The 24867-nt window shown below is 57.1% G+C and carries 27 protein-coding genes; 18 read left to right on the top strand and 9 right to left on the bottom strand.

Features of this window, described 5'->3' with window-relative positions; all coding sequences use genetic code 11:
• Positions 1-120 precede the first annotated feature (120 nt).
• The 4 genes from yihX to fabY are packed head-to-tail and all read left to right on the top strand — an operon-like array spanning position 121 to position 2994.
• The gene (gene yihX, locus ABLV54_RS04195) at positions 121-720 is read left to right on the top strand and encodes a glucose-1-phosphatase (protein WP_050534190.1); all 600 of its coding nucleotides are present in this window, start codon (positions 121-123) and stop codon (positions 718-720) included.
• On the top strand, positions 714-1574 hold the full coding sequence (locus ABLV54_RS04190) for a virulence factor BrkB family protein (RefSeq protein ID WP_004203625.1): 861 nt from the start codon (positions 714-716) through the stop codon (positions 1572-1574). The genes yihX and ABLV54_RS04190 overlap by 7 nt, the downstream gene beginning before the upstream one ends.
• Positions 1571-2008 (top strand): D-aminoacyl-tRNA deacylase, encoded by a 438-nt coding sequence (gene dtd / locus ABLV54_RS04185; RefSeq protein WP_004203627.1) that lies wholly within the window; start codon positions 1571-1573, stop codon positions 2006-2008. Before ABLV54_RS04190 ends, dtd begins: the two co-directional genes overlap by 4 nt.
• A gap of 44 nt (positions 2009-2052) precedes the next feature.
• A complete protein-coding gene (gene fabY, locus ABLV54_RS04180; protein WP_004178031.1) occupies positions 2053-2994 on the top strand; it encodes a fatty acid biosynthesis protein FabY in 942 nt (313 codons plus the stop codon).
• A 10-nt stretch (positions 2995-3004) separates the two neighbouring features.
• On the opposite strand, the gene ABLV54_RS04175 is transcribed toward fabY, so the two are convergent.
• The 5 genes from ABLV54_RS04175 to fdnG form a co-directional block, all read right to left on the bottom strand.
• Positions 3005-3922, bottom strand: coding sequence for an alpha/beta hydrolase (locus tag ABLV54_RS04175; RefSeq protein WP_048336596.1), 918 nt, complete (start codon positions 3920-3922; stop codon positions 3005-3007).
• 277 nt (positions 3923-4199) lie between these two features.
• On the bottom strand, positions 4200-5129 hold the full coding sequence (fdhE, locus tag ABLV54_RS04170) for a formate dehydrogenase accessory protein FdhE (RefSeq protein WP_004203631.1): 930 nt from the start codon (positions 5127-5129) through the stop codon (positions 4200-4202).
• Positions 5126-5761, bottom strand: coding sequence for a formate dehydrogenase cytochrome b556 subunit (fdoI, locus tag ABLV54_RS04165; RefSeq protein WP_004203632.1), 636 nt, complete (start codon positions 5759-5761; stop codon positions 5126-5128). The genes fdhE and fdoI overlap by 4 nt, the downstream gene beginning before the upstream one ends.
• Positions 5758-6660 (bottom strand): formate dehydrogenase subunit beta, encoded by a 903-nt coding sequence (gene fdxH, locus ABLV54_RS04160; RefSeq protein WP_002882822.1) that lies wholly within the window; start codon positions 6658-6660, stop codon positions 5758-5760. The genes fdoI and fdxH overlap by 4 nt, the downstream gene beginning before the upstream one ends.
• A 12-nt stretch (positions 6661-6672) precedes the next feature.
• A complete protein-coding gene (fdnG, locus tag ABLV54_RS04155) occupies positions 6673-9723 on the bottom strand; it encodes a formate dehydrogenase-N subunit alpha (protein WP_348813689.1) in 3051 nt (1016 codons plus the stop codon).
• A gap of 156 nt (positions 9724-9879) precedes the next feature.
• Here fdnG and fdhD point away from each other — a divergent pair, with 156 nt between their 5' ends.
• From fdhD to ABLV54_RS04110, 9 genes are all read left to right on the top strand, one after another.
• Positions 9880-10716 carry a formate dehydrogenase accessory sulfurtransferase FdhD gene (fdhD, locus tag ABLV54_RS04150; protein ID WP_023291500.1) on the top strand — a complete coding sequence of 279 codons (837 nt, stop codon included), beginning with the start codon at positions 9880-9882 and terminating at the stop codon, positions 10714-10716.
• A 128-nt stretch (positions 10717-10844) separates the two neighbouring features.
• On the top strand, positions 10845-11057 hold the full coding sequence (locus ABLV54_RS04145; RefSeq protein WP_023291501.1) for a YdgH/BhsA/McbA-like domain containing protein: 213 nt from the start codon (positions 10845-10847) through the stop codon (positions 11055-11057).
• Between the two features lie 389 nt (positions 11058-11446).
• Positions 11447-12427 (top strand): 6-phosphofructokinase, encoded by a 981-nt coding sequence (locus ABLV54_RS04140; RefSeq protein ID WP_032454459.1) that lies wholly within the window; start codon positions 11447-11449, stop codon positions 12425-12427.
• Positions 12428-12438: 11 nt separating this feature from the next.
• A complete protein-coding gene (locus ABLV54_RS04135) occupies positions 12439-12753 on the top strand; it encodes a PTS sugar transporter subunit IIB (RefSeq protein ID WP_004203640.1) in 315 nt (104 codons plus the stop codon).
• Positions 12746-14113 carry a PTS sugar transporter subunit IIC gene (locus tag ABLV54_RS04130; protein WP_050534188.1) on the top strand — a complete coding sequence of 456 codons (1368 nt, stop codon included), beginning with the start codon at positions 12746-12748 and terminating at the stop codon, positions 14111-14113. The genes ABLV54_RS04135 and ABLV54_RS04130 overlap by 8 nt, the downstream gene beginning before the upstream one ends.
• Complete coding sequence (locus tag ABLV54_RS04125; protein WP_032429032.1) at positions 14100-14942, top strand: class II fructose-bisphosphate aldolase; 843 nt, start codon at positions 14100-14102, stop codon at positions 14940-14942. The genes ABLV54_RS04130 and ABLV54_RS04125 overlap by 14 nt, the downstream gene beginning before the upstream one ends.
• 59 nt (positions 14943-15001) lie before the next feature.
• Positions 15002-15271 (top strand): hypothetical protein, encoded by a 270-nt coding sequence (locus ABLV54_RS04120; protein ID WP_050534187.1) that lies wholly within the window; start codon positions 15002-15004, stop codon positions 15269-15271.
• A gap of 9 nt (positions 15272-15280) precedes the next feature.
• A complete protein-coding gene (locus tag ABLV54_RS04115; RefSeq protein WP_004203645.1) occupies positions 15281-15718 on the top strand; it encodes a PTS sugar transporter subunit IIA in 438 nt (145 codons plus the stop codon).
• Positions 15715-16308 carry an ATPase AAA gene (locus tag ABLV54_RS04110; RefSeq protein ID WP_044520894.1) on the top strand — a complete coding sequence of 198 codons (594 nt, stop codon included), beginning with the start codon at positions 15715-15717 and terminating at the stop codon, positions 16306-16308. Before ABLV54_RS04115 ends, ABLV54_RS04110 begins: the two co-directional genes overlap by 4 nt.
• Here the strand turns inward: ABLV54_RS04110 and ABLV54_RS04105 are convergent.
• Both ABLV54_RS04105 and ABLV54_RS04100 read right to left on the bottom strand, forming a co-directional pair.
• Complete coding sequence (locus ABLV54_RS04105) at positions 16305-16628, bottom strand: AzlD domain-containing protein (RefSeq protein WP_050534186.1); 324 nt, start codon at positions 16626-16628, stop codon at positions 16305-16307. The two genes, ABLV54_RS04110 and ABLV54_RS04105, sit on opposite strands and share 4 nt — an antisense overlap.
• Positions 16628-17287 (bottom strand): AzlC family ABC transporter permease, encoded by a 660-nt coding sequence (locus tag ABLV54_RS04100; RefSeq protein WP_050534185.1) that lies wholly within the window; start codon positions 17285-17287, stop codon positions 16628-16630. Before ABLV54_RS04100 ends, ABLV54_RS04105 begins: the two co-directional genes overlap by 1 nt.
• Before the next feature lie 100 nt (positions 17288-17387).
• On the opposite strand from ABLV54_RS04100, the gene ABLV54_RS04095 reads away from it, so the two are divergent.
• The 5 genes from ABLV54_RS04095 (at position 17388) to ABLV54_RS04075 (ending at position 23212) form a co-directional block, all read left to right on the top strand.
• Positions 17388-17936, top strand: coding sequence for a helix-turn-helix domain-containing protein (locus tag ABLV54_RS04095; protein WP_002882865.1), 549 nt, complete (start codon positions 17388-17390; stop codon positions 17934-17936).
• A gap of 90 nt (positions 17937-18026) precedes the next feature.
• The gene (locus tag ABLV54_RS04090) at positions 18027-19022 is read left to right on the top strand and encodes a substrate-binding domain-containing protein (RefSeq protein ID WP_050534184.1); all 996 of its coding nucleotides are present in this window, start codon (positions 18027-18029) and stop codon (positions 19020-19022) included.
• Positions 19023-19136: 114 nt separating this feature from the next.
• Positions 19137-21260 carry an alpha-galactosidase gene (locus ABLV54_RS04085; RefSeq protein ID WP_050534183.1) on the top strand — a complete coding sequence of 708 codons (2124 nt, stop codon included), beginning with the start codon at positions 19137-19139 and terminating at the stop codon, positions 21258-21260.
• Between the two features lie 41 nt (positions 21261-21301).
• On the top strand, positions 21302-22567 hold the full coding sequence (locus tag ABLV54_RS04080; RefSeq protein WP_050534194.1) for an MFS transporter: 1266 nt from the start codon (positions 21302-21304) through the stop codon (positions 22565-22567).
• Positions 22568-22618: 51 nt separating this feature from the next.
• Positions 22619-23212 carry a maltose acetyltransferase domain-containing protein gene (locus ABLV54_RS04075; RefSeq protein WP_072414121.1) on the top strand — a complete coding sequence of 198 codons (594 nt, stop codon included), beginning with the start codon at positions 22619-22621 and terminating at the stop codon, positions 23210-23212.
• Between the two features lie 122 nt (positions 23213-23334).
• Here ABLV54_RS04075 and rhaM read toward each other — a convergent pair whose 3' ends face one another.
• The gene (gene rhaM, locus ABLV54_RS04070) at positions 23335-23649 is read right to left on the bottom strand and encodes an L-rhamnose mutarotase (protein WP_025710935.1); all 315 of its coding nucleotides are present in this window, start codon (positions 23647-23649) and stop codon (positions 23335-23337) included.
• Positions 23646-24794, bottom strand: coding sequence for a lactaldehyde reductase (gene fucO / locus ABLV54_RS04065; protein WP_050534182.1), 1149 nt, complete (start codon positions 24792-24794; stop codon positions 23646-23648). Before fucO ends, rhaM begins: the two co-directional genes overlap by 4 nt.
• Positions 24795-24867 lie beyond the last annotated feature (73 nt).

The raw sequence follows: 24867 nt of genomic DNA, 5'->3' as shown, positions 1-24867 counted from the left end.
GTTCGTAAAACCCCGCCTCTCCGGCGGGGTTTCTTTTTTTGATTCCTGCATCACACGCCAATAGTCAAATCCTGCCTTTCCCGCTAAAGTTAATTTTCCACGGCGCGGAAGGAGACGAAAATGCTCTATATCTTTGATTTAGGTAATGTGATTGTCGACATTGACTTCAACCGGGTATTGGGGGCCTGGAGCGATTTAACCCGCATCCCGCTGGCGACGCTGAAGCAGCATTTCACCATGGGAGAGGCTTTCCATCAGCATGAGCGCGGCGAGCTCAGCGATGAAGATTTTGCCGCCGCCATGTGCCATGAAATGAATATGTCCCTCAGCTATGAGCAGTTTGCTCACGGCTGGCAGGCGGTGTTTGTCGCGCTGCGTCCGGAAGTGATTGCGATCATGCAAAAACTGCGTGCCCAGGGCCATCGCGTGGTGGTGCTCTCCAATACCAATCGTCTTCACACCACGTTCTGGCCGGATGAATACCCGGAAGTGCGCGCTGCCGCCGATCGCATCTATCTGTCTCAGGAGATGGGAATGCGTAAGCCTGAAGCGCAAATTTATCAGCGAGTACTGGAAGATGAGGGTTTTTCCGCCGCAGATACGGTCTTTTTTGATGATAACGTCGATAATATAGCAGGGGCTAACCGGTTGGGGATCACCAGTATTCTGGTGACCGGGAAGAAGACCATCCCTGACTATTTCGCGAAACAGCTATGCTAAGAACCGTTCATCAAAAATTACTCCACCATACCCGGCCGCTGCTGGCGTGGCTTAAGCTGCTGTGGCGGCGTATTGATGAAGACCATATGACCACCCTGGCGGGGAACCTCGCCTATGTGTCATTACTGTCCCTGGTGCCGCTGATTGCCGTCGTGTTCGCGCTGTTTGCGGCCTTCCCCATGTTCTCCGAAGTCAGCGTGCAGATCCGCCATTTTATCTTCGCCAATTTTATTCCGGCGACCGGGGATGTGATCCAGGGATATATCGAGCAGTTCGTCGCCAATTCCAGCCGCATGACCGCCGTAGGCGCCTTTGGCCTGATCGTGACCTCGCTGCTGCTGATGTACTCGATCGACAGCGCGCTAAACACCATCTGGCGCAGCACGCGCAGCCGGCCCAAAGTTTACTCCTTTGCCGTCTACTGGATGATCCTGACCCTTGGCCCGCTGCTGGCGGGCGCCAGCCTGGCGATCAGTTCCTATCTGCTGTCGCTGCGCTGGGCAAGCGACCTGGACGGCGTAATTGATAATCTGCTCCGCCTTTTCCCGCTGATCCTCTCCTGGGCAGCATTCTGGCTGCTCTACAGTATTGTACCCACCACCCAGGTGCGTAACCGCGACGCGGTGATCGGGGCGCTGGTGGCGGCGCTGCTGTTCGAGGCAGGTAAAAAAGCGTTTGCCCTCTATATCACCACCTTTCCGTCCTATCAGCTCATTTATGGCGTGATTTCGGTGGTGCCGATTTTGTTCGTCTGGGTGTACTGGACCTGGTGTATCGTCTTGCTTGGCGCTGAAATTACTGTCACTCTCGGTGAATACCGCAAACTTAAAACAGAAGAAACAGAACAACCATGATTGCATTAATTCAACGCGTATCCCGTGCAAGCGTTACCGTGGCGGACGAAGTGACGGGCGAAATTGGCCCGGGGCTTCTGGTGCTGCTGGGGGTCGAAAAAGACGATGATGAACAAAAAGCGAATCGCCTCTGCGAGCGCGTGCTGGGCTACCGCATCTTCAGCGATGCGGAGGGGAAAATGAACCTGAATGTTCAGCAGGCGGGCGGCAGCGTGCTGGTGGTTTCGCAATTTACGCTGGCGGCCGATACCGAGCGGGGGATGCGGCCGAGCTTCTCGAAAGGCGCTGCTCCGGACCGCGCTGAGGCGCTGTATGAGTATTTTGTCGCCCGCTGTCGCCAGCAGGAAATGAACACCCAGACCGGAAGATTCGCTGCGGATATGCAGGTTTCTTTGGTCAATGATGGTCCCGTGACCTTTTGGTTGCAGGTATGACCCAGCTTCCGGGCAGGCTGCGGGTAACAAAAGAGAGTACGACTATGTATCACCTTCGTGTACCGCAAACAGCAGAAGAGTTAGAGAGCTACTATCAGTTCCGTTGGGAAATGCTGCGTAAGCCGCTGCATCAGCCTAAGGGTTCGGAACGTGACGCCTGGGATGCGATGGCGCATCATCAGATGGTGGTGGATGAAGAGGGCAACCTGGTGGCCGTCGGCCGGCTATATATCAATGCGGAGAATGAAGCTTCCATTCGCTTTATGGCCGTTCATCCCTCGGTGCAGGATAAAGGGCTGGGTACGCTGATGGCGATGACCCTCGAGTCCGTCGCGCGTCAGGAAGGGGTTAAGCGGGTCACCTGTAGCGCTCGCGAAGATGCGGTGGAGTTTTTCGCCAAGCTCGGCTTTGTCAATCAGGGGGAGATTACTACCCCGACCACCACGCCGATCCGTCATTTCCTGATGATTAAACCGGTCGCGTCGCTGGACGATATTCTCCACCGCGGCGACTGGTGCGCGCAGCTACAGCAGGCGTGGTATCAGCATATCCCGCTGAGTGAAAAGATGGGCGTGCGCATTCAGCAGTACACCGGGCAGAAATTTATTACTACCATGCCGGAAGCGGGGAATCAGAATCCGCACCACACGCTGTTTGCCGGCAGCTTGTTCTCGCTCGCCACCTTAACCGGATGGGGGCTTATCTGGCTGATGCTGCGCGAGCGGCACCTGGGGGGCACCATCATTCTGGCGGATGCGCACATCCGCTACAGTCAGCCCATTAGCGGCCGCCCCAGCGCCATTGCCGACCTCGGTTCTCTGAGCGGCGATCTTGACCGTCTGGCGCGTGGGCGTAAAGCCCGCGTGCAAATGCAGGTGGAGCTTTTTGGCGACGATAAACAGGGCGCCGTATTCGAGGGGATCTACATCGTGCTGCCGGCGAAGCCCTTTGGCTCTTACGAAGAGGGCGGCAACGAGGAAGAGTAGCCCCGGGCGGTTATCGTCCTGGCGATGCTACGCGCCAGGCGATATCCCGCATGGCCTCTCGCGCGGCGCGGCTGATCCCCCCCAGCTGAAAGAAGCCGTGGATCACCCCCAGATAGCGCTGACAGGAACTCTCCACCCCTTGCGCCATCAGCCTTCGATGCAGCGCTTCGCCCTCGTCGCGTAAAGGATCGAACTCCGCCGTCAGAATATGCACCGGCGGCAGACCGTGAAAATCGTCGCGCCAGAGCGGACTGGCATCCGGATGGTTCGCCGGCGTCGAGGCGAGGTACATTTCATAGCCGCTCAGCAGTGTGTCCCGGGTAATCACATAGTCAGCGCCGTTGCTGACGTAGCTCGCCATGCTGGCGGTGGGGTCAAGCATGGGATAAATCAGAATCAGTTGCGCGGGTTGCCACGCCGTATTCGCTTTCAGGCGCAGGGCCGTTACCAGAGCGAGGTGCCCGCCGGCGCTGTCGCCAGCCAGGGTGATGCGTGATGCGTCAACGCCAAGCTGCTCCGCGTGTCGGTGGATAATCATGACACCTTGTTCTGCGTCATCGTGCGCTGCCGGAAAGGTATGCTCCGGCGCCAGGCGGTACTGCACGGCGATCACCCGGCAGCCGCTGAACCAGGCTAGCTGACGGAGCTGATTGTCGTGGGTGGCAAAGCCGCCGCTGACAAAACAGCCGCCGTGGTAGTAGATAAGTGTCGGCAACAAGCCGCTAGCGGTGGGTGGTGAAACGATGCGGAAGTTCATCCCCTCCAGCGTGATATCCTCCACCCGCACTCTGGTTTCCATCTCCCCGGCGAGCACCGCGCTGGCGATATAGCCGGCTCTCCGATCATCAATATGTTGAACGCGTGATGACGGACGCTCTGCCGCAATAAACGCCTCAACCAGCGAAGCAATCCCTTTTTCCAGCGCCATGTGAAGTTCCTTATACTGTTTTAATATCCAGTGTTATAGCCTGGATTATGGCGAAAAGACAGACTTGATGAGATCGCCTTTACGTTCTGGAAAGCGGCTCGCAAAAATGCGTGAACGCCGGCCGAGGTGCTGGATACTGCGGTTTGGCACTTGTAATGTGTGACTGGTAGCTGTACGAGCCTGATTCGATTACTGTAAGCCAATGGCGTAGCAAGATGATCTTTATAGAAACGCATTGAAAGACCGGGTCGCAAGTGCTTCCCGGTTTGATGAGAACTTACTCCCCTTCGCCGGGGAACATGAACGGGTTTATTGAGCTTCTGGCGAAGCCTTCCTGCTCCATGCGGGCGTCGAGTACCAGGGATGCCAAATCGTCGGCGACGGCTTCGACTTTTGGATCCTTCTCCTGATACATAATCTTCAGGTAGGTTCCGCAGTCGCCACAGCTTTCAGCTTTCACCGCAGCCTGCTCGTTGTCCAGTGACCAGTAGTGCAGATCGCGGCTCTGTTCGCAATTGCTACATTTGACGCGTACCACGTGCCACTCGGTTTCGCACAGATTGCAGTGCAGATAGCGCAGCCCCTGGGTGGTACCGATCTGCACGATGCTGGAGACCGGCATCGAGCCGCACACCGGGCAGAACTGGCGCTGTTCGCCGTATTCGGCGCGCGCTTTCCCGGGGATCAGACTGGCCATCTGCGCCCAGTAGAGCGACAGCGCGGCCCAGATGAACGGCGCTTTATCGCTGCTGACCGAGGCGAAGTCGGAAGCAAACAGCGCGCTGGCCATCTGCTCCAGCTCCTGCTCAGAGGCTTTTTCCAGATTCTCAATCACCGCCAGCGCCGGGCCGCTCATCTCCGGCTTCAGCTCGGCAATCAGCGAGTGCAGCAGCTTATGCCAGTGTTTGTCGCGCGGCAGGACGTGGATATCCAGCGGCGGCTTGCCCTGTTCGCTGGCCGCTTTAATGCGGGCGGTGAGATCCATCTGCAGCGGATGGTCGTACAGCACCACTTCCTGGGCATGGGCGATCAGCGCGGCAAAGCGCAGATAATCGCCCAGCGGGTTGTTGGCGGCCAGCTCGCGCAGGCGTTCTGCACGGCGGTTATACAAATTTTTCAGTCTGGGGAACAGTAGCGGCGGAATGGCTTCCGCCGTGCGTTTCTCGCTCGAACCCAGCTCGTCTTGCGGGATTATGCGAATACTCATTCAGATGACTTTTCCTGTTTCTGGCGGACCTCTCGGTACCAGCGCGGGTGATGTTTCTTCGCCCACGTACTGGTGACCCAGCCTTCCACCATCGCGGTAATGGTGCCTTTCACCCAGAGGGCGGCGTAGATATGCACCATGATAACCACAATTAACGCCACTGCGGCAAATGAATGCAGCATCAGCGCAAATCGGATCACCGGGATTGAGAAAGCCGGCGCAAAATACGGACGCCAGATGATCACACCGCTCACCAGCAGCAGTACCAGGAAGATAATCGCCGCCCAGAATACGCATTTCTGGCCGAAGTTATAGCGCCCGGTATCGCCCACCTCCTCGTTGACGACGATCTTACGAATATTCTTCGCCCAAAAGATATCATCCCGATTGATTAGGTTGTGGTGCCAGTAACGGAAAAACATGATGATGAACGACGCGAACATCACCACCCCGACGAATGGGTGGAGAATTCGCGCCAGCTGCGGCGTGCCGAGGATATGCATCAGCCAGTTAAAGGACGGGAAGAAAAAGCCTAACCCGCTTACCGCCGCCAGGATGAAGCAGAAGGCGGTGACCCAGTGGTTGATGCGTTCCGGCGCCGTGTAGCGCACGATGGTGTCACGTCGTTTCATTTGCGCACCTCGTCTTTCTCTTCATGCAGGTTGTCCTCTTCCTCTTCCGCGCGGTTCGGACCGACGCCGACGTAGTGGAAGATACTGGCTGCGAAGGTCGCGGCGAAGCCGACGGCCGCCAGCGGTTTCCAGATGCCTTTCCAGAACTTGACGGTCTGGCTGATCTCCGGGTTTTCCGGCAGGCCGTGGTACAGATTCGGCTTGTCGGCATGGTGCAGCACGTACATGACGTGGGTGCCGCCGACGCCGGCCGGATCGTACAGGCCCGCATTGTCGTAACCGCGGGTTTTCAGCTCAGCCACGCGCTCGCCGGCCAGCGTTTTCATATCCTCTTTGGAGCCAAAGTGGATGGCGCCGGTTGGGCAGGTTTTCACGCAGGCCGGTTCCTGGCCGACGGTGACGCGGTCTACGCACAGGGTACATTTGTAGACGCGGTTGTCTTCCGGGTTCAGACGCGGCACATCGAAAGGACAGCCGGCGATACAGTAACCGCAGCCGATGCACTGCTCGGACTGGAAATCGACGATGCCGTTGGCGTACTGAATGATCGCGCCTTCTGACGGGCAGGCCTTCAGGCAGCCCGGATCGGCGCAGTGCATGCAGCCATCTTTGCGGATGAGCCATTCCAGCTTGTCGTTTTGCTCCACTTCCGAGAAGCGCATTACCGTCCATGACTTGGCGGTCAGGTCCGCCGGGTTGTCATACACCCCGACGTTGTGACCGACTTCATCACGAATATCGTTCCATTCGGAGCAGGCCACCTGACAGGCTTTGCAGCCGATACAGGTGGTGACGTCGATAAGCTTCGCCACCTCCTGCTGGTGGTCCCGCGCCTGAGGCGCGGGAGTGAAGCCGTTAGTCGCGGAACGACGAATAATATCTTGCGATTGATAAGCCATAAGTCGTCTCCGTTACACCTTTTCCACGTTCACGAGGAAAGCTTTGAACTCCGGCGTCTGCGTGTTCGCATCACCGACGAACGGCGTCAGGGTATTGGCTATAAAGCCTTTTTTCGCCACGCCCTCATAGCCCCAGTGAATAGGAATGCCGATGGTATCGATATCCTTACCGTCCACTTTCAGCGTGCGAATACGTTTGGTCACCACCGCCTTGGCCTTGATGTAGCCGCGGTTGGAGGAGACCTTGACGGTATCGCCATGGCTGATGCCAAGCTTATTCGCCAGTTTTTCACCGATCTCCACAAACTGCTCCGGCTGCGCGATGGCGTTAAGCAGCGCGTGCTTGGTCCAGTAGTGGAAGTGTTCGGTCAGGCGGTAAGTGGTGCCGACGTACGGGAATTTCTCCGCTTTGCCCATCTGCTCGAGATCGCCTTTGAAGACGCGAGCGGCCGGGTTAGAGACCACGTTCGGGTGCAGCGGGTTAGTCCCGAGCGGCGTTTCAAACGGCTCGTAGTGTTCCGGGAACGGTCCTTCCGCCATCTTATCGATAGCGAACAGACGGCCCATCCCTTCCGGCTGCATGATAAACGGACCGACGTCGCTGCCAGGCGCGGCGGCGCTGTAGTCCGGAATATCCACGCCGCCCCATTTCGCGCCGTCCCACTTCAGCAACTGACGTTTAGGATCCCACGGTTTACCCTGCGGGTCTGCGGAGGCGCGGTTATACAGGATGCGGCGGTTGAGCGGCCATGCCCAGGCCCAGCCCAGCGTATTGCCCAGACCGGACGGATCGGCGTTATCGCGGCGCGCCATCTGGTTGCCTTCCGGCGTCCAGCTGCCGGCGAAGATCCAGCAGCCGCTGGAGGTCGTGCCGTCGTCGCGTAGCTGTGCGAAGGAGCTCAGCTGCTGCCCTTTCTTGACGATCACCGCGCCGGTCGCCGGGTCGGTAATATCCGCCAGCGCTTTACCGTTGCTTTCCATCGCCACTTCTTCCGACGCCGGCTCATGCGGTGTGGAGTAATTCCACGTCATGTTGAGCACTGGCTCTGGCGCCGGGCCACCCTCTTCGGCATACATCTTACGCAGGCGAGTGAAGATACCGGCGAGGATTTCGCCATCGGTGACAGCGATCCCCGGGGCGTCCGCGCCTTTCCAGTGCCACTGCAGCCAGCGGCCGGAGTTGACGATAGACCCGTTCTCTTCGGCGAAGCAGGTGGACGGCAGACGGAACACTTCGGTCTGGATTTTCGACGGTTCAACATCGTTCGACTCACCGTGGTTTTGCCAGAAGGTGGACGTTTCGGTATTGAGCGGGTCGATGGTCACGAGGAACTTCAGCTTCGACAGGGAAGCGACGACCTTGTTTTTGTTCGGGAACGAGGCGACCGGGTTAAAGCCCTGGCAAATATAGCCATTCACTTTGCCCTGATTCATCATCTCGAAGTACTGCAGAACGTCGTAGCTCTTATCCCACTTCGGCAGCCAGTCAAAGCCCCAGCTGTTTTCTGCTGTCGCTTTATCGCCGAAGAAGGCTTTCATCATGGAGACGAAGAACTTCGGATAGTTGCCCCAGTAGTTGACCTGGTCTTTCAGCAGCGGCTTCGGCGTGTTAGCCGTCAGGTAGCTCTGCAGGTCGGCCTGTTTTTCGTTAGGCAGCGACATGTAGCCCGGCAGGCTGGTAGAGAGCAGGCCGAGGTCGGTCAGACCCTGGATATTGGAGTGGCCGCGCAGGGCGTTGACGCCGCCGCCTGCCATCCCCATGTTGCCGAGCAGCAGCTGGATCATCGCCATGGTGCGGATGTTCTGCGTGCCGATGGAGTGCTGGGTCCAGCCGAGAGCGTACAGGAACGACGCGGTTTTATCCGGCGCGCTGGTTTCGGCAATGTATTCACAGACTTTGAGGAAGTCGGCCTTCGGCGTACCGCAGATATTTTCGACCACATCCGGGGTATAACGGGAAACGTGCTGCTTCAGCAGGTTCCAGACGCAGCGCGGATGTTGCAGCGTGGTATCGCGTTTGGCGAAGCCGTTTTCGTCCAGCTCATAGTTCCAGCTGGTTTTGTCGTACTGGCGTTTTTCTGCGTTATAGCCGCTGAACAGCCCGTCGTCGAAGCTGTAGTCCTCACGCACGATCAGGCTGGCGTTGGTGTAGGCTTCGGTGTATTCGCGGTTGAATTTTTCGTTATTCAGCAGGTACAGGATCACGCCCGACAGGAAGGTAATGTCGGTACCGGAACGAATCGGGGTATAGAAATCAGCCACCGACGCTGTACGCGTGAAGCGCGGATCGATAACGATGAGTTTGGCACCGTTATGGATTTTGGCTTCCATCGCCCAGCGGAATCCCACCGGATGCGCTTCAGCGGCGTTACCGCCCATCACCACGACCAGGTTGGCGTTCTTAATATCCACCCAGTGGTTGGTCATCGCACCGCGACCAAATGTTGGAGCAAGACTTGCTACCGTTGGTCCGTGTCAGACACGCGCCTGGTTATCCACCGCCAGCATCCCGAGGGCGCGGGTGAATTTTTGCGTTAAATAGCCGGTTTCGTTACTGGAAGCGGAGGCGCACAGCATCCCGGTGGTCAACCAGCGGTTGACGGTGGTGCCGGCGTCGTTTTGCGCGATAAAGTTGGCGTCGCGGTCCTCTTTCATCAGCTTCGCGATGCGATCGAAGGCTTCGTCCCAGCTGATTTGCTGCCATTTATCGGAGCCTGGCGCGCGATATTCCGGGAATTTCAGGCGGCTTTCAGAATGGATAAAGTCCACCAGACCGGCCCCTTTCGGACAGAGCGCACCACGGTTAACCGGATGATCCGGATCGCCTTCGATATGGAATATGGATGCTTTGGCGTTTTTTGCGCCGTCGCCGAGGCTATACATCAACAGCCCACAGCCGACAGAACAGTATGTGCAGGTGTTACGGGTTTCGCGTGTGCGCAGCAATTTGTACTGCCGTGTCTCCGCGAGCGCAGTTGCCGGGGCAAAGCCCAGCGCTGCTGCCGTGGTTCCCGCCATACCGCCAGCGCAGATCTTAAAGAACTGCCTTCTGCTGACCTGCATGGTTCGCTCCTTGTTTCGACATTGTCACATGTAGTTATTTGCTTTGCGGTGAAAGCCGCAAAGGTTCAGAATTAGGGCATATTTCCCTCATTCCTGAAGGGATAAAAACAGAATACCACATTGTGTGTATGCCTGTTCCAATACGGTTAAAGCAAAGTGAACAAGAAGCCTCTCGAACAAATCGAAAATGTGACGAATATCACAGGATATCGCCAGGTCTCCCTCTGGAAGCGCGAGGATCTGCAACACCCTCAGCCAGATGAGTTAGCGGAAGAGGTCCCCGTCGCGCTGGTCTACAACGGTATCTCCCACGTAGTGATGATGGCCACGCCGAAAGACCTCGAGCAATTCGCCGTCGGCTTCTCCTTATCCGAAGGGATTATTGAGCATCGGCGGGAGATTTTCGGCATGGACGTGGTGTCGATGTGCAACGGCCTTGAGGTGCAGATTGAACTCTCCAGCCGGCGTTTTATGGGGCTCAAAGCCCGGCGACGCGCGCTGGCCGGGCGCACCGGCTGCGGGGTATGCGGCGTCGAGCAGCTCAATGATATTGGTAAGCCGGTCCAGCCGCTGCCGTTCACCCAGACGTTCGATCTCGCCAACCTCGACCAGGCTCTGGCGCATCTTAACGACTTTCAACCGATCGGCCGACTCACCGGCTGCACCCACGCGGCCGCCTGGGTCCGGTCGACGGGCGAACTGGCGGGCGGTTTTGAAGACGTCGGCCGGCATGTGGCGCTGGATAAACTGCTCGGCCGGCGGGCGGAAATCGGCGAGGGCTGGCTGCCTGGCGCCGCGCTGGTATCCAGCCGCGCCAGCTATGAAATGGTGCAGAAAGCCGCGATGTGCGGCGTCGAGATCCTGTTCGCGGTATCAGCAGCTACCACCTTAGCGGTGGAAGTCGCCGAGCGCTGCAACCTGACGCTGGTGGGCTTTTGCAAGCCGGGCAGGGCGACGATCTACACCCACCCGCAGCGTTTGAATGCGGGTTAAAAGTTGATCAGTAAATTTGAACAATGACAGCAAATCCTTCCGCTTTTTGTTTGGTGATGTGCGGGCTACTATTTAACACATCAAGGCACAACGCCTTATCTAAACAACTAAATGAAAGGGTTTATCTCATGAAAAGCATCAAAACTTTTGTCGCAGTAATCGCTATGGCCGCCTCTTTTGCTTCCTTCGCTGCTGAAACCGTCACCGCTACCGCGACAACGATGGACGGCGCGGAAGCGAAAATCGCCGCACAGGCCCAGGCAGCAGGCGCTTCGTCTTACAAAATTACCGAAGCGTTTACCGGCAACCGCGTGCATATGACTGCGGAGCTGAACAAATAAGCGTAACGCTACTGTCGAAAGAGCGCCTCAGGGCGCTTTTTTTGTTTCCGCTTTGGCAAAAAACAGTCACTATTTCCCACCGCCGCGAAAAAAATGTGGCAGTACTCACGTTTCCGTTCTTTTCTTAAATCCCCATTATTACCGCAAATGAAACATCTTCAATGCTGAATATCTCGATGTTTTAACGCTATGAAATATAAAGATATTAAAACCAGAAAGCGATGAAGATCACTCTCTTTTAATGAGATGTTTATCACAAAAATAAGCGTGATATCACTCCTGTCAACTATTCACGGACCTAATTTAATACGCATTATGTGATCTCCATTGCAAATAGAAGTCTTGCAGTCAGGGAAAAATGTTGTCAGGCAAATGAGCGAGGAAGCGTCATGAAAATTGGCATCGTTATTAGCGGCGGGGATGTTTCGGGAATGAATAATTTTATATTCCAGATTGCCAGGCAGGCTGATGCCGAGATCACGCTGTTTAATGGCGGTATTCCTGGCCTGCTGGAGAAAAATCATCAGGATATCGCCTGGCGCGATCTGGTTGATTTCTCTATTACCGCTGTGCCGATCATTACCTCCGGACGCACCAGTCGCAAACTGCAGCGCAGCGAATATGAAATGATTGCTAAAAAACTTAAATCGTTGCGTATTGATGTGCTTATTATGGCCGGGGGGGATGGCAGCCTGCAGTTTCTCAATACCCTAAGTGAATTTGATATTAATTGCTTTGGCGTGGGAATGACTATCGATAATGATGTGTATGGCAGTGATTATACGATTGGTTTTTCCACGGCCTGCGAGCAGATTATTAAAGAAGTCTCCCGTTTAAGAAATACCGGAAGAGCGCTGCCGGGGCGGGTTTTTATGGTTGAGATATTAGGAGGTTATTGTGGAGAACTAACGTTACAGTCCGCCATTAAATGCAATGCGGATATTGCCCTGATCCCGGAGGCGCAGATGCCGCTGGCCATGCTTGCGGAACGGATTACCCGGAAGCTGAGCATGCAGAACAGCGTCGTTATCCTCTGCTCAGAAGGCTACACCAAAGAGTACTCTCCCGGCTTTCAGGGAGCGATTGATACCATGATCAAACAGCTGGAACCGCAAATTGGCGTCCGTATCCGTAAAACGATTGTCGGCTATGGCTTACGCAGCGGTGAACCGACCTGTGAAGAGATTTATCAGGGCACCATTATGGCCAGTGAGGTGGTTCGCTGTATTCAGTCAGGTATGAAAAATAAAGCCATAATAATTAATTCCAGTAATAAACCTATTCCGATTGATTTAGTCAGTATGAAAAAACGTCTGGTCGATACTGAAGGACATCATTATAAACTTGCCAAGCAACTCAATATTATTTGAGGAGACCCTCCATGCTGAAAATTTTATGCGTATGTGGCTGCGGCCTCGGTTCAAGCTTTGCCATTGAAATGACGGCGAAGGCAGTTTTAAAAAAGCTGGAAATTCCCGCTCATATTGAACACACCACCGTATCCGAAGCCGGAGCCTTTAAATCGGATATGATTTTGACGCAAAAAACCTTTGCCGACATCTTAACCGCCGATGCCACTGAAGAGGAAATTAAACGCGTCGTGGTGCTCAATAAACTTACGGATAAAGAGGAAATTGAAACCAAAATCGTCGCATTCTTAAAAGAACGTCATCTGAAGGTGGCTGATTATGAATAGCTTCGTTACGTTTATCGTTAAGGATTTACTTGGTCAGGCATCTATTCTTATTGCTTTTATTGCCATGCTTGGCCTGATCCTGCAAAAGAAATCCCCGGGCAAAACCGCGGAAGGGACGTTTAAAACGCTGCTCGGCTTCTTAATTATGATGGCCGGGATCAACATCATTGTCGCCACGCTAACCTTCCTCAACGATATCTTCACCCAGGGGTTTGGCATGAAGGGCTACATTACCGATGTGGCCGCCATCGCCGGGTTAGCGAATCGGGAATTAGGTTCGGAAGTGGCGCTGACGCTGCTGGTGATCTTTGCCGTCAATATAATTATCGCCCGTCTGACGCCGCTAAAATATATTTTCCTGACCGGTCAGGCGCTGCTGTGGATGGCGACGATCGGCGCCGTGATTGGCTATAAATCCGGGCTCACCGGCGTACCGCTGATTTTAACCGGGGGCATCTTCGGCGGCGTGATGGCGGTGTTAATGCCGGCCCTGGCGCAGCCGGTGGTCAGGCGCATAACCGGGTCTGACGACGTAGCCCTGGGGCACTTCTGTACCATCGGTTATCTGGTGCAGGCCGCCGTCGCGAAGGTCGTCGGCAAAGGTTCCCGCTCCACGGAAGATCTCGAGCTGCCTGATAACTTTAAGTTTCTGCAGGATACCTATCTGGCCATGGCGGTGGTGATGGTGCCGATGTATCTCATCCCGGCTATCGCGGCGGGCCCGCAGTACATCGCGCAGTTCTCCGGCGGGATTAACTACCTGATGTATGCCTTTATGCAGTCCATTCAGTTTGTCGCCGGGGTTTTTGTCCTCTATAGCGGCGTGCGTTTATTGCTCAATGAGCTGGTGCCGGCCTTTCGCGGTATCGCGATGCGTATTGTTCCGGATGCGAAGCCGGCTCTCGATTGCCCGGTACTGTTTCCTTATGCGCCGAATGCGGTGATTGTCGGATTTCTGGCGACGACCGCCGGCTCGATTATCGGCATGCTGATCTTCCCTATGTTCGGTCTGGCGATGATCCTCCCCGGGCTGTTAACCAACTTTTTCGCCGGCGGCACGGCAGGGGTATTTGGCAACGCGCTGGGCGGACGCCGCGGGGCGATGATCGGCGGGGTTATTCACGGTCTGTTTATCACGTTTCTGCCGGCCATTCTGGTGCCCATGCTGGAGAGTTACGGCTTTACGGGCGTCACCTTCAGCGACTCTGACGTCATCAGCTCGGGTCTGGTATTAGGCCACGCCTTCCAGAATAACTGGCTCTTTGTCGCCTTATTTATTGTGTTTGTCGCCGCACTGGCATGGTTTGTCAACGGGAAATCCGCTAAGCCGAAAGGGGAAAATGTTCATGAGTCTGTATAATTTCAATGAGATTTTAAAAATCGCCCAAGAGAGAAATTTTAAAGCGATTGGCTCGTTTAACTTGCACTGTATTGAGATGCTACCGGCATTTTTCAAAGCCGCGCAAAACAGCCACAGCCCGTTAATGATCCAAATTTCAACCGGGACCGCGGAGTACCTCGGCTATCGTTTGCTGGTCGACGCCGTGCGTTCATTAGCGGACAGTGAAAATATTCCAACCTGTCTGCATCTTGACCACTGCTCAGATATTAAGGCCATCGAGACGGCAATGAACGCGGGCTTTTCGTCGGTGATGTACGACGGCTCACATTTAAGCCTTGAGGAAAATATCGGTAATACGCGAATAGTGGTGGAGATGGCCCGCCCGCGCAATATTACGGTAGAAGGCGAACTGGGGGCGATCGGCGGGTCAGAGGATGGAAAAGCGGTGGCGGCGGAAGATATCTGCTTTACCACCGTCGAAGACGCGAAACGCTTTGTGGAGGAGACCCAGGTCGATATGCTGGCCGTCTCGGTGGGCACTGTGCATGGCCTCTACACCGGTAAAGCGCAGATACAGCACCAGCGGCTGAAACAGATTAGCGCGGCGACCGGCGTGCCGCTGGTACTGCACGGCGGTACCGGCGTCAGCGATGAGGATATGCGGCTGGCCGTCACCGAAGGGATTAATAAAGTGAACGTCGGGACGGAAATGAACGTGCAGTGGGTTGACCGCTGTAAAACGACGTTTGAGAAAGGGAAAGTGAATGACAGCGTACGGAAATTCTTAATTCCCGCCAACCAGGCTGTCACTGATGTCTTAATGGAAAAAATGGCGTTATTTAAATAACGTTTTCTCCGTCACTCTCTATTTCGTTGCCCTGTCTTCCGCCAGGGAGGGAACTTGCTATGTTTGAATCATTGAAAACGTTGTGGAAAAAAGAGCAAACCCCGCTGCAGGATTATGATCAACAGTCCCGTCAGTTGGCGGAGGAGATTGCCAGGCTGGAAGGCGCACTACAGCGCCAGCCTGGCAATAGCGAGGTGCAAAAAACATTGATGCTGACTTACAACCGGGCGCTATCCATATATGCCAAAAGCACCACTCACCGGCAGGATATTGATACGCTGTTTCTGCAGATTGATAATTTACGCAATATTATTCGCCGCAATATTTAGGAATACAGAATGACCATAAAAGAACTGCTTATTGAGGCCGATGCTATTCAGGTTGGCGTTGTGGAGTCCGACTGGCAGCGGGTAATAAAGCTGGCTGCCCGCCCGCTGGAGGCAAAAGGCTTTATTTCGACCGAATATAGCCAGGCGGTGATCGACAATACCCTGAACCATGGCGCCTATTACGTTTTCGATGAAGGTATTGCTATCCCCCATGCCCGACCCGAGTGCGGCGTCAGACGCAACTGCTTTAGCCTGGTGCTGTTGGAAAAGCCGATTCCCTTTGCAGACAGTGAAAAGGCCGACATTGTCATTATGTTTGGCGCCCGGGATAGCAATGCGCATATCGAGGAGGGGATCCGCTCCATCGTCGCGCTGCTGGATAACAATGACACGATGGCCAAACTGCGGATGGCCCGCAGCCGGGAGGAGGTTGTCGCATTACTATGAACAGACATCTGACCCCAGTCTGCAAAACGGCTATTTTAATCAACGGCATTCCGGCTTCGGGGAAGAGTACCATCACCCGTTTGCTGGCGGAGACCTTCAGCCTGCCGGTATTGACGATCGACGGCATCAAAGAGCCGTTTATGGCGCGTCTGGCCCCGGTCGACCGGCCAATGAATCGCCAACTGGGCTGTGCGGCGTATGAGGTGATCTGGTCGATTGTCGGCGCATCGCCTGCCAGCATGGTCTGGTTGATCGACGCCTGGTTCGGCTTCCAGCCCCGGGAGACCTTGCAAAAATTGCTGCAGCAGGCGGGCGTGGAGCAGGTGATTGAGATCTGGAACCATATCTCCCCCGAGCTGGCGGTCGCGCGCTATGCCTCGCGGCTGGCGACGCGGTCGCCGGGTCACCCCGGCGAAGAGTATCTGCCGGAGCTGGCCCAGCTGGCCGGGCGTGCGCAGCCCATGTCTTTAGGGCCCCTTCTGACGATAGACCAGCGGCGCCCGCTGGAGATAACGCCGGTTATTCACTGGCTTGAAGGCACAATTAGCGGACAACGCACCGGTCTGGCGAATTTCGCATACCCGTCCTAGGGCATACCCGCCAGCCGCAGCAGCGCCGTCACCACCGCCGCGGCGATAATTACGCCGATCAGCGGCACCTTGCGCCAGGCGAGGAACACGGCGACGACAACGCCCAGAACGCGCGCCATGCCGGCGAAATGCGCGCCTTCATAAAAAGTGGTGGCCAGGGCGACGGAAAAAAGCAGCACCGTCGCCGCATCGGAAAGCAGCGCCTGCGAGCGCTCGGAAAAGGCCAGCCGATTACCAAGCTTCGCGCCGCCAAGACGCATCAGATAGGTTCCCAGCGACAGGATGGCGATACCGGCGATAAACAGCGTCATATTGCCCATTATTTTTTCCTCGACAGTAAACCAAACAGCGAGAGCAGCACCGGCAGCCCGGTAGGCGCAAACGGCACGGCGGCAAGCGCCAGCGCGGCGCCGCTGGCGGCGCGGATCAGCGTGGTACGGTTTTTAAAGGCCGGGATCACCAGCGCCAGCAGGATTGCCGGGAAGACCGCATCAAGCCCGATGGTCTCCGGCGCCGGCAGCAGTTTGCCGACGGCCGCGCCGGTGAGCGTACCCAAAGGCCAGATCAGCGCCACGCCGGCGCCGCACAGCCAGTAGGCCGCTTTGCGCTGCACGGGGGTGGGCTGCGACAAGCCAAAGACCACGCTCTCGTCGTTCATAATGTGGCACCCGATAAAGCTTAAGGCGCGCCGACCCACCAGTTCGCGCACGGTCACCCCGAAAGGGATATGACGCGCGTTGACTAACAGGCCAGCGGCGGCGGCGGCCAGTGGGCTACCGCCGCTGGCGACAATGCCGATAAACATAAATTCAGAGGCGCCCGCCAGCACGGACACCGAAAGCACGAGCGGCACCCATAAGGGGAAGCCGTAAGCCACCGCCAGCGACCCATAGGACATGCCCACCACCCCGACGGCGAGGCAAACTAAAGCAATCGCTTTTATCGTGTCTCCGCTGAGACTGGAGAGAGTTTGTTTCATATCACTTAGCCATATCGAACGAATTTCCATTATAATGAACACATAATGATCGTTTTTCAAGGCGAACGAATCGTTCGATATAAAAAACAAAGGGGCGGGTATGACACAGCCAATCAGCGTTATCGCCAAAAGTCTGGTGCGGGAGCGGGCGCGGACCGGGCTTTCGCTGGCGGAAGTCGCGCGTCGGGCGGGTATCGCCAAATCCACGCTATCGCAACTGGAGTCCGGCAACGGTAATCCTAGTCTGGAAACGCTGTGGTCGCTCTGCGTGGCGCTGGATATTCCATTTGCCCGGCTGCTTGAGCCGCAGGTGAACAAAACGCAGGTGATCCGCCGCGGCGAGGGGACAAAAGTGGTGGCGGAGCAGGCGAACTATCAGGCTATTTTGCTGGCCGCCTGCCCGCCCGGCGCGCGTAGGGACATCTATTTGCTGCTCACCCAGCCCGGCGCCGACCGCATTTCGCATCCGCATCCGCCAGGGTCAGTGGAACATATTATCGTCACTCAGGGGCGCGCGCGGGTAGGATTGACGTCGGCGCCGGAAGAGCTCGGCGAGGGCGACTATATCTGCTACCCGGCGGATCAGGAGCATGTGTTTCAGGCCCTGGAGCCGGATACGCAGGCGCTGCTGATCGCTGAGCAAAACTGACATCGCACCGGCGGGCGTCGCGCTCTCGCTGGACGCCATAGCCGTATTGCGGGACACTAGCCGCATTCTTCCGCGAAGACAGGCATACCTATGTCGCTGAAAGCCATTGCTAAAGAACTTGGGATCTCGGTTACGACCGTCAGCCGCGCGTTAAACGGCTATGATGATGTGTCGCAGGAGACCCGTGCTCGCGTCGAGGCTGAAGCGCAGCGTCGCGGATATCGGCCAAACACGTTCGCGCGTCGCCTGAAAATGGGCAAAATCGACGCCGTTGGCCTCGTGTTCCCCGTGCGCCCCGCGCCGCTGAATAACAACGTCTTTCTCGAAATGGTGGGAGAAATCAGCCACGAACTGGCGCGCTATGAGATTGATTTACTGCTGATCGCCGATGATGAACAGGCCGATAAGCACGGGTATATGCGCATGGTGCAGAGCCGTCGCGTCGATGCGCTGATCGTCGCGCATACCCTGGACGACGACCCGCGCCTGATTCAGCTGCTCTCTTCCGGCTTTCCTTTCCTCGCGCTGGGCCGTAGCCGCCTGCCGCAGCCCTACGCCTGGTTTGATTTCGATAACCAGGCGGGCACCTACCGCGCCACCCGCCATCTGATTAGACAGGGGCATCGGCGCATCGCGCTGCTGAGTGAAAATAATAATCAGGCGTTTATTACCCAACGGCGCAACGGATACCTGGAAGCCCTGCGCGAAGCGGGCCTGGCGGAAACCTGGCTGCGCAGCGTGCCGCCCACCCGCCGCGGCGGGTTTCAGGCAACGATGGAGCTGCTGCGCTTGCCTGAACCGCCAACGGCGATTGTCACCGACTGCAACACCCATGGCGACGGCGCGGCGATGGCCCTGGCTCAGCTTGGGCGTCTTACCGGCGCCGAGCGCGTCTCACTGGTGGTCTACGACGGTTTGCCGCAGGACAGCATCATCGACACCCCGGTAGGCGCAGTGGTTCAGTCCACCCGACAGGGGGTTGGACGCCAGATAGCCACGATGGTCCGCCGCTTAATCGCCGGCGAGGATCTGGCCTCGCTCCAGGTGCTCTGGCAGCCCGAATTCATCCCCGGCGAAACCGCCTGATACCGCTCTCCACAGATTAATTTCCTGAACTCGATCACGGATCCAAAACGTTTTGGTTGGCGTCCGAAACGTTTCGGATCAACAGTAAGGCATTCCTTGAAGTGGAGATGTCTAATGTCTGATTCGATTATACGCCTGCAAAGCGCAGCGGCTGACGTGGTGATCAAAACCCACCCTTTCGCCGAAATTATCTACTGGGGGCCGCATTTAAGCCACTTTTCGCCGCAGGATGCCGACAGCCTGACGCGGCCGGTCGCCAATGGCCGCCTCGACGTCGATTCCCCGGTCACCTTAATGGCGGAGCTGGGTCACGGTCTGTTTGGCGCTCCGGGCATTGAAGGCCATCGCCAGGGGCTGGATGCCTCGCCGATTTTCGCCACCAGCGAAGTGCGGCACGAGGGCCAGACGCTGACCCTGGTTAGCAAAGACCCGCAGGCCGGCCTGCGGTTGTGCAGTGAAATCCAGCTTGATAGCAGCGGCGTGCTGAGCGTGCGCCATGGCGTGACCAATCTGCGCGCCAGCCCATGGCAGGTGGATCGCCTGGCGGTCACGCTGCCGGTCGCCGAGCGCGCTCGCGAGGTAATGGCTTTCCATGGCCGCTGGATCCGCGAGTTTCAGCCCCATCGTCTGCTCCTTGAACACGACAGCTTTGTGCTGGAGAACCGCCGCGGGCGCACCTCTCACGAACATTTCCCGGCCTTGATCACCGGCAGCCACGCCTTTAGCGAGATGCAGGGTGAAGTCTGGGGTGTGCATCTGGGCTGGAGCGGCAACCATCGCCTGCGGGCGGAGGTGAAAACCGATGGCCGCCGCTATCTGCAGGCCGAGGCGCTCTATCTGCCTGGCGAAATGGCGCTGGCGGAAGGGGAAACCTTATGGACGCCGTACCTGTATGCCAGCTACTCGGCGAACGGGCTGAACGGTATGAGCCAGCAGTTCCATCGTTATCTGCGCGAACGGATTATTCGCTTCCCGGGCAACAAGCCGCGCCCGGTGCATCTCAACACCTGGGAGGGGATCTATTTCGACCACGATCCGGACTACATCATGCGCATGGCGGATGAAGCAGCGGCGCTGGGCGTGGAGCGTTTTATCATTGACGACGGCTGGTTTAAAGGACGCAACGACGACTGGGCGGCGCTCGGCGACTGGTATCTCGATGAGGACAAATATCCCCACGGTCTGACGCCGGTTATCGACCACGTGAAATCGCTGGGGATGGAGTTCGGCATCTGGGTGGAGCCTGAGATGATTAACCCGAACTCCGATCTCTACCGCGCCCATCCCGACTGGGTGCTGGCGCTGCCGGGCTATACGCCGCTTCCCGGGCGTCATCAGTTTGTCCTGAACCTGAATATTCCGGAAGCCTTTGATTATCTGCTGGAGCGGATGAGCTGGTTGCTGGGCTCGCACGCGGTGGATTATGTGAAGTGGGATATGAACCGCGAGCTGGTACAGCCCGGGCATAACGGTAAAGCTGCCGCCGATGCGCAAACCCGCCAGTTCTATCGCCTGCTCGATACGCTGGTGGCCCGCTTCCCGCATATTGAATTTGAATCCTGCTCCTCCGGCGGCGGTCGTATCGATTATGAAGTCCTCAAGCGCAGCCATCGCTTCTGGGCTTCTGACAACAATGACGCCCTTGAACGCAATACCATCCAGCGCGGCATGAGCTACTTCTTCCCGCCGGAGGTGATGGGCGCGCACATCGGTAATCGCCACTGTCATGCCACCTTCCGCCAGCACAGTATCGCCTTCCGCGGCCTGACGGCGCTGTTCGGTCATATGGGGCTTGAGCTGGATCCGGTGAGCGCCGATGAAGAAGAACGCGCCGGGTACCGGAAATACGCGGCCCTGCATAAGCAATGGCGCGACGTGATACATCACGGCGTGCAGTGGCGGATGGATATGCCGGACGCCACCACCCTTGCCCATGGCGTCGTCAGCCCGGATAAAGCGCAGGCGATTTTCCTCGTCAGCCAGCTGGCGATGCCGGACTACACCCTGATGGCGCCGCTGCGCCTGGCGGGGCTGGAGGCGAGCGCCCGCTATCAGGTGACGCTCCTCGATCATCCGAACATACAGATCACCGGCGAGGGCGGCCACACCATGCGGAAGCTGCCGGCATGGATGACGACGCCGCAGACCGTAAGCGGTGAGTGGCTACAGCAGGCGGGGTTGGCGCTGCCCATCCTCGACCCGGAAAGCGCCATTCTGATTGGCCTGCAACGCGTGTGATGGTACCGGGCCGCGCCGCGGCCCTTCTTGAGGAAAATATAATGAACCCGACCGTCTGTACCCACAAAAACAACCCCAACTTCTGGATTTTCGGGCTGTTCTTCTTTCTCTACTTCTTCATCATGGCCACCTGCTTTCCGTTTCTGCCGATCTGGCTGTCGGACGTCATCGGCCTGAATAAAACCGAAACCGGCCTCGTTTTCTCCAGCCTGTCGCTGTTCGCCATCTGTTTCCAGCCGATCCTCGGGGTGATCTCTGACAAGCTGGGGCTGAAAAAACACCTGATGTGGATCGTGACCGTTCTGCTGGTGCTGATTGCTCCCTTCTTCCTCTATGTTTTCGCTCCGCTGCTGAAAACCAATATCTGGCTCGGGGCGCTGAGCGGCGGCGCTTACATTGGCTTTGTGTTCTCCGCTGGCGCCGGCGCGATGGAGGCCTATATCGAACGGGTAAGCCGCAACAGCGGGTTTGAATACGGCAAGGCGCGCACCTTTGGTTGCCTGGGCTGGGCGCTGTGCGCCACCACGGCGGGGATGCTGTTCAGCGTTAACCCGGAGTGGGTGTTCTGGATGGGCTCGGCCGCCGCGCTGCTGCTGGTGGTGCTGGTGGCTATCGCCAAACCGCAGGCCAGTCAGTCCGCGCAGGTAATGGACTCGCTCGGCGCCAATCGCCCGGCGATCGATTTAAAAACGGCGGTGCGCATGTTCCGCCAGCGGAAGATGTGGATGTTTATTCTGTACGTCATCGGCGTAGCCTGCGTGTATGACGTTTTCGATCAGCAGTTCGCCACCTTCTTCAAATCGTTCTTCGCGACCCCGGAAGCAGGCACCCGTGCCTTTGGTTTCGCCACCACCGCGGGAGAAATTTGTAACGCCATCATTATGTTCAGCTCGCCGTGGATTATTAACCGCATCGGGGCGAAGAATACCTTGCTGATTGCCGGGATGGTGATGGCGGCAAGAATGATTGGCTCTTCCTTCGCCACCACCGCCGCGGAAGTGGTGGCGCTGAAAATGCTCCATGCGCTGGAGGTGCCGTTCCTGCTGGTGGGCGCCTTTAAATATATTACCGGCGTGTTTGACGTCCGGCTGTCGGCGACCATTTACCTGGTGGGCTTCCAGTTCGCCAAGCAGGTGGCGGCGATCTTCCTCTCCGCCTTCGCCGGGAATATGTATGATCGGATCGGTTTCCAGGAGACCTATATGATCCTCGGCGGTATTGCCCTCACCATCACTTTAATATCGGCGTTTACGTTAGCGGGTAAGACGAAAACTGAGCCGCTGCGCGATAATGCGATGACGGTTTAATTATCAACATTCCGTGGCACAGGGTGGTGCCTGACAGAGAAGGAAGAGGTCATGATGGATATGAAAAAACGTATGAACAGCGGTGAGCTTTACCTGGATGCAGGATATGGCTTGCCGGAGCAGCGGCTGATGGGTAAAGCTCGGGCCTATGAATATAATCATTCGCATCCGTTTAATCAGGAATTGCGCAACGATATTATTCAGCGCATGTTCGCGAAAGTCGGCGAACAATGCTGGATAGAGCCGCCGATCAATATTGCCTATGGGATCCATACGACGATTGGTGATAATTTTTATGCCAATTTTAACCTCACGCTGGTCGACGATGCGGACATTATCATCGGCAATAACGTCATGTTTGCGCCAAATGTCACTATCTCCACCGCCGGGCATCCCATCCACCCCGCGCTGCGCCATACGCATCAACAGTTTTCATTACCGGTGGTGATTGAAGATGGGGTCTGGTTAGGCACGGGGGTGATTATTAATCCCGGGGTAACGATTGGCCAGAATTCAGTCATAGGCGCGGGCAGTGTGGTCAATCGCTCCATACCGGCGAATGTGGTTGCCGCAGGCGTACCTTGCCGGGTATTAAGAGAAATTACCGATGCGGATAAAGACAAATACGTACTTTTTCCCGGATGATGGGCGAGAGAAACAGGGGAGCGCAAAGGGTCGTGTCCCCTGTTTTGCATTACCGCCGTTGAAACGGCCTCCAGCACGCATGGCGGGAGGCCGGGGAAGGTACTCTCCGGCGTCGTGGGGGTTCACGCCAGATAAAACACTTCTTTGAGCTCCGCGCTCAGCGGGCTGTTGTCCGGGTTGCTGGGCATCACCTCGCGCATGTATTTCCACCAGCGCTGGCACACTTCCGTGCTGGCGACCGCCTCCCAGCGGGCTTCAGACTCAATCTCCACCGTGGCGAACAGCAGGTGGCGTTCTTTATCGAGATAGATGGCGTAGTGGTGCGCGCCGTGGGCTTTCAGCGTAGCCTCCAGCTCCGGCCAGATGGGGTTATGACGGCGCTGGTACTCCTCGTGCGCGTCGGGGTTCACCTGCATGACAAAGGCTTTACGGATCATAATGCCTCCAGATAGAGCTCGCGGACCTCATCGCGGCTGGCGGGGCGCGGGTTACATGGCGCGCATGGGTCGGCCAGCGCTTTGTCCAGCCAGCCTTCGATATCGGCTTTGCTGACGCCAAGCTGGCTGAAGCCCTGGGGGATCCCCACGCGTTTGCTCAGCGCGCGAATGGCGTTGATGGCCTCCATGCTGGCGGCTTCATCGCTCATGCCGCGGGTATCGACACCCATCGCCTGCGCCACGCGGGCGAAGCGCGCCACGGCGTTCGGGCGGTTAAAGTTTTCGATGATCGGCAGCAGGATGGCGTTGCACACCCCGTGCGGCAGGTTGTGGGTGGCGCCAGGCTGATGGGCCAGGGCGTGTACCAGCCCGAGGCCGGCGCTGTTAAACGCCATGCCCGCCAGATACTGGCCAAACGCCATCTGCTCGCGGGCCTGCAGATCGTGTCCATCGTCTACCGCTTTCGGCAGCCACAGGTTGATCAGGCGGATGGCCTCGAGGGCGTTGGCGTCGGTCAGGGGATGGGCACCAACGGAGACAAAGGCCTCGATGGCGTGGGTCAGGGCGTCCATGCCGGTGGCGGCGGTAACGGCTGGCGGGATGTCGAGCATCACGCTGGCGTCGTCGACGGCGATATCCGGGATCAGGTTCGGGTCGATAATCACCTCTTTTACCTGACGCTCGCTATCGATAATCACTGCGTTGCTGGTCATCTCCGCCGCCGTGCCGGCAGTGGTGTTGATGGCCACCAGCGGCACGCCAGCGTTTTTCACTTTGCCGACGCCGGAATAGGCTGTGGAGGGGCCAGGGTTGGCGGTGAGGATTTTTATCGCCTTGGCGGTATCAATCGGGCTGCCGCCGCCGAAGGCGATCAGGTAATCGCAGCGGGCCGCCTGGTACGCCGCATAGCCTTGTTGCACCAACGCTTCGGTAGGGTTGGGGAACACGTCGTCAAACAGCTGATATGCCATCTGCTGTTCATCCAGCGCGGAAAACAGACTGTCCAGCAGGCCCAGCTTCACCAGCTGCCCGTCGGTGACGATCAGCGCCTTGCCCCACTGTTTACCCGCTACCAGCTTGACCATATCGCCGATAGCGCCTGCGCCGTGGAGGCTGATTTTAGGTAGTGCCAACATAAAACTCATGATAATTCTCCTTAATGTTGATTTTGGGAAATCCGTTTCCCTTCACCCGCTCCCGGGTCGCGGCTGGCGCCTT

Source organism: Klebsiella sp. JB_Kp042, assembly GCF_040065275.1.
GTDB classification, from domain to species: Bacteria; Pseudomonadota; Gammaproteobacteria; order Enterobacterales; family Enterobacteriaceae; genus Klebsiella; species Klebsiella quasipneumoniae.
This window is presented reverse-complemented; position numbering and strand designations above follow the sequence as displayed.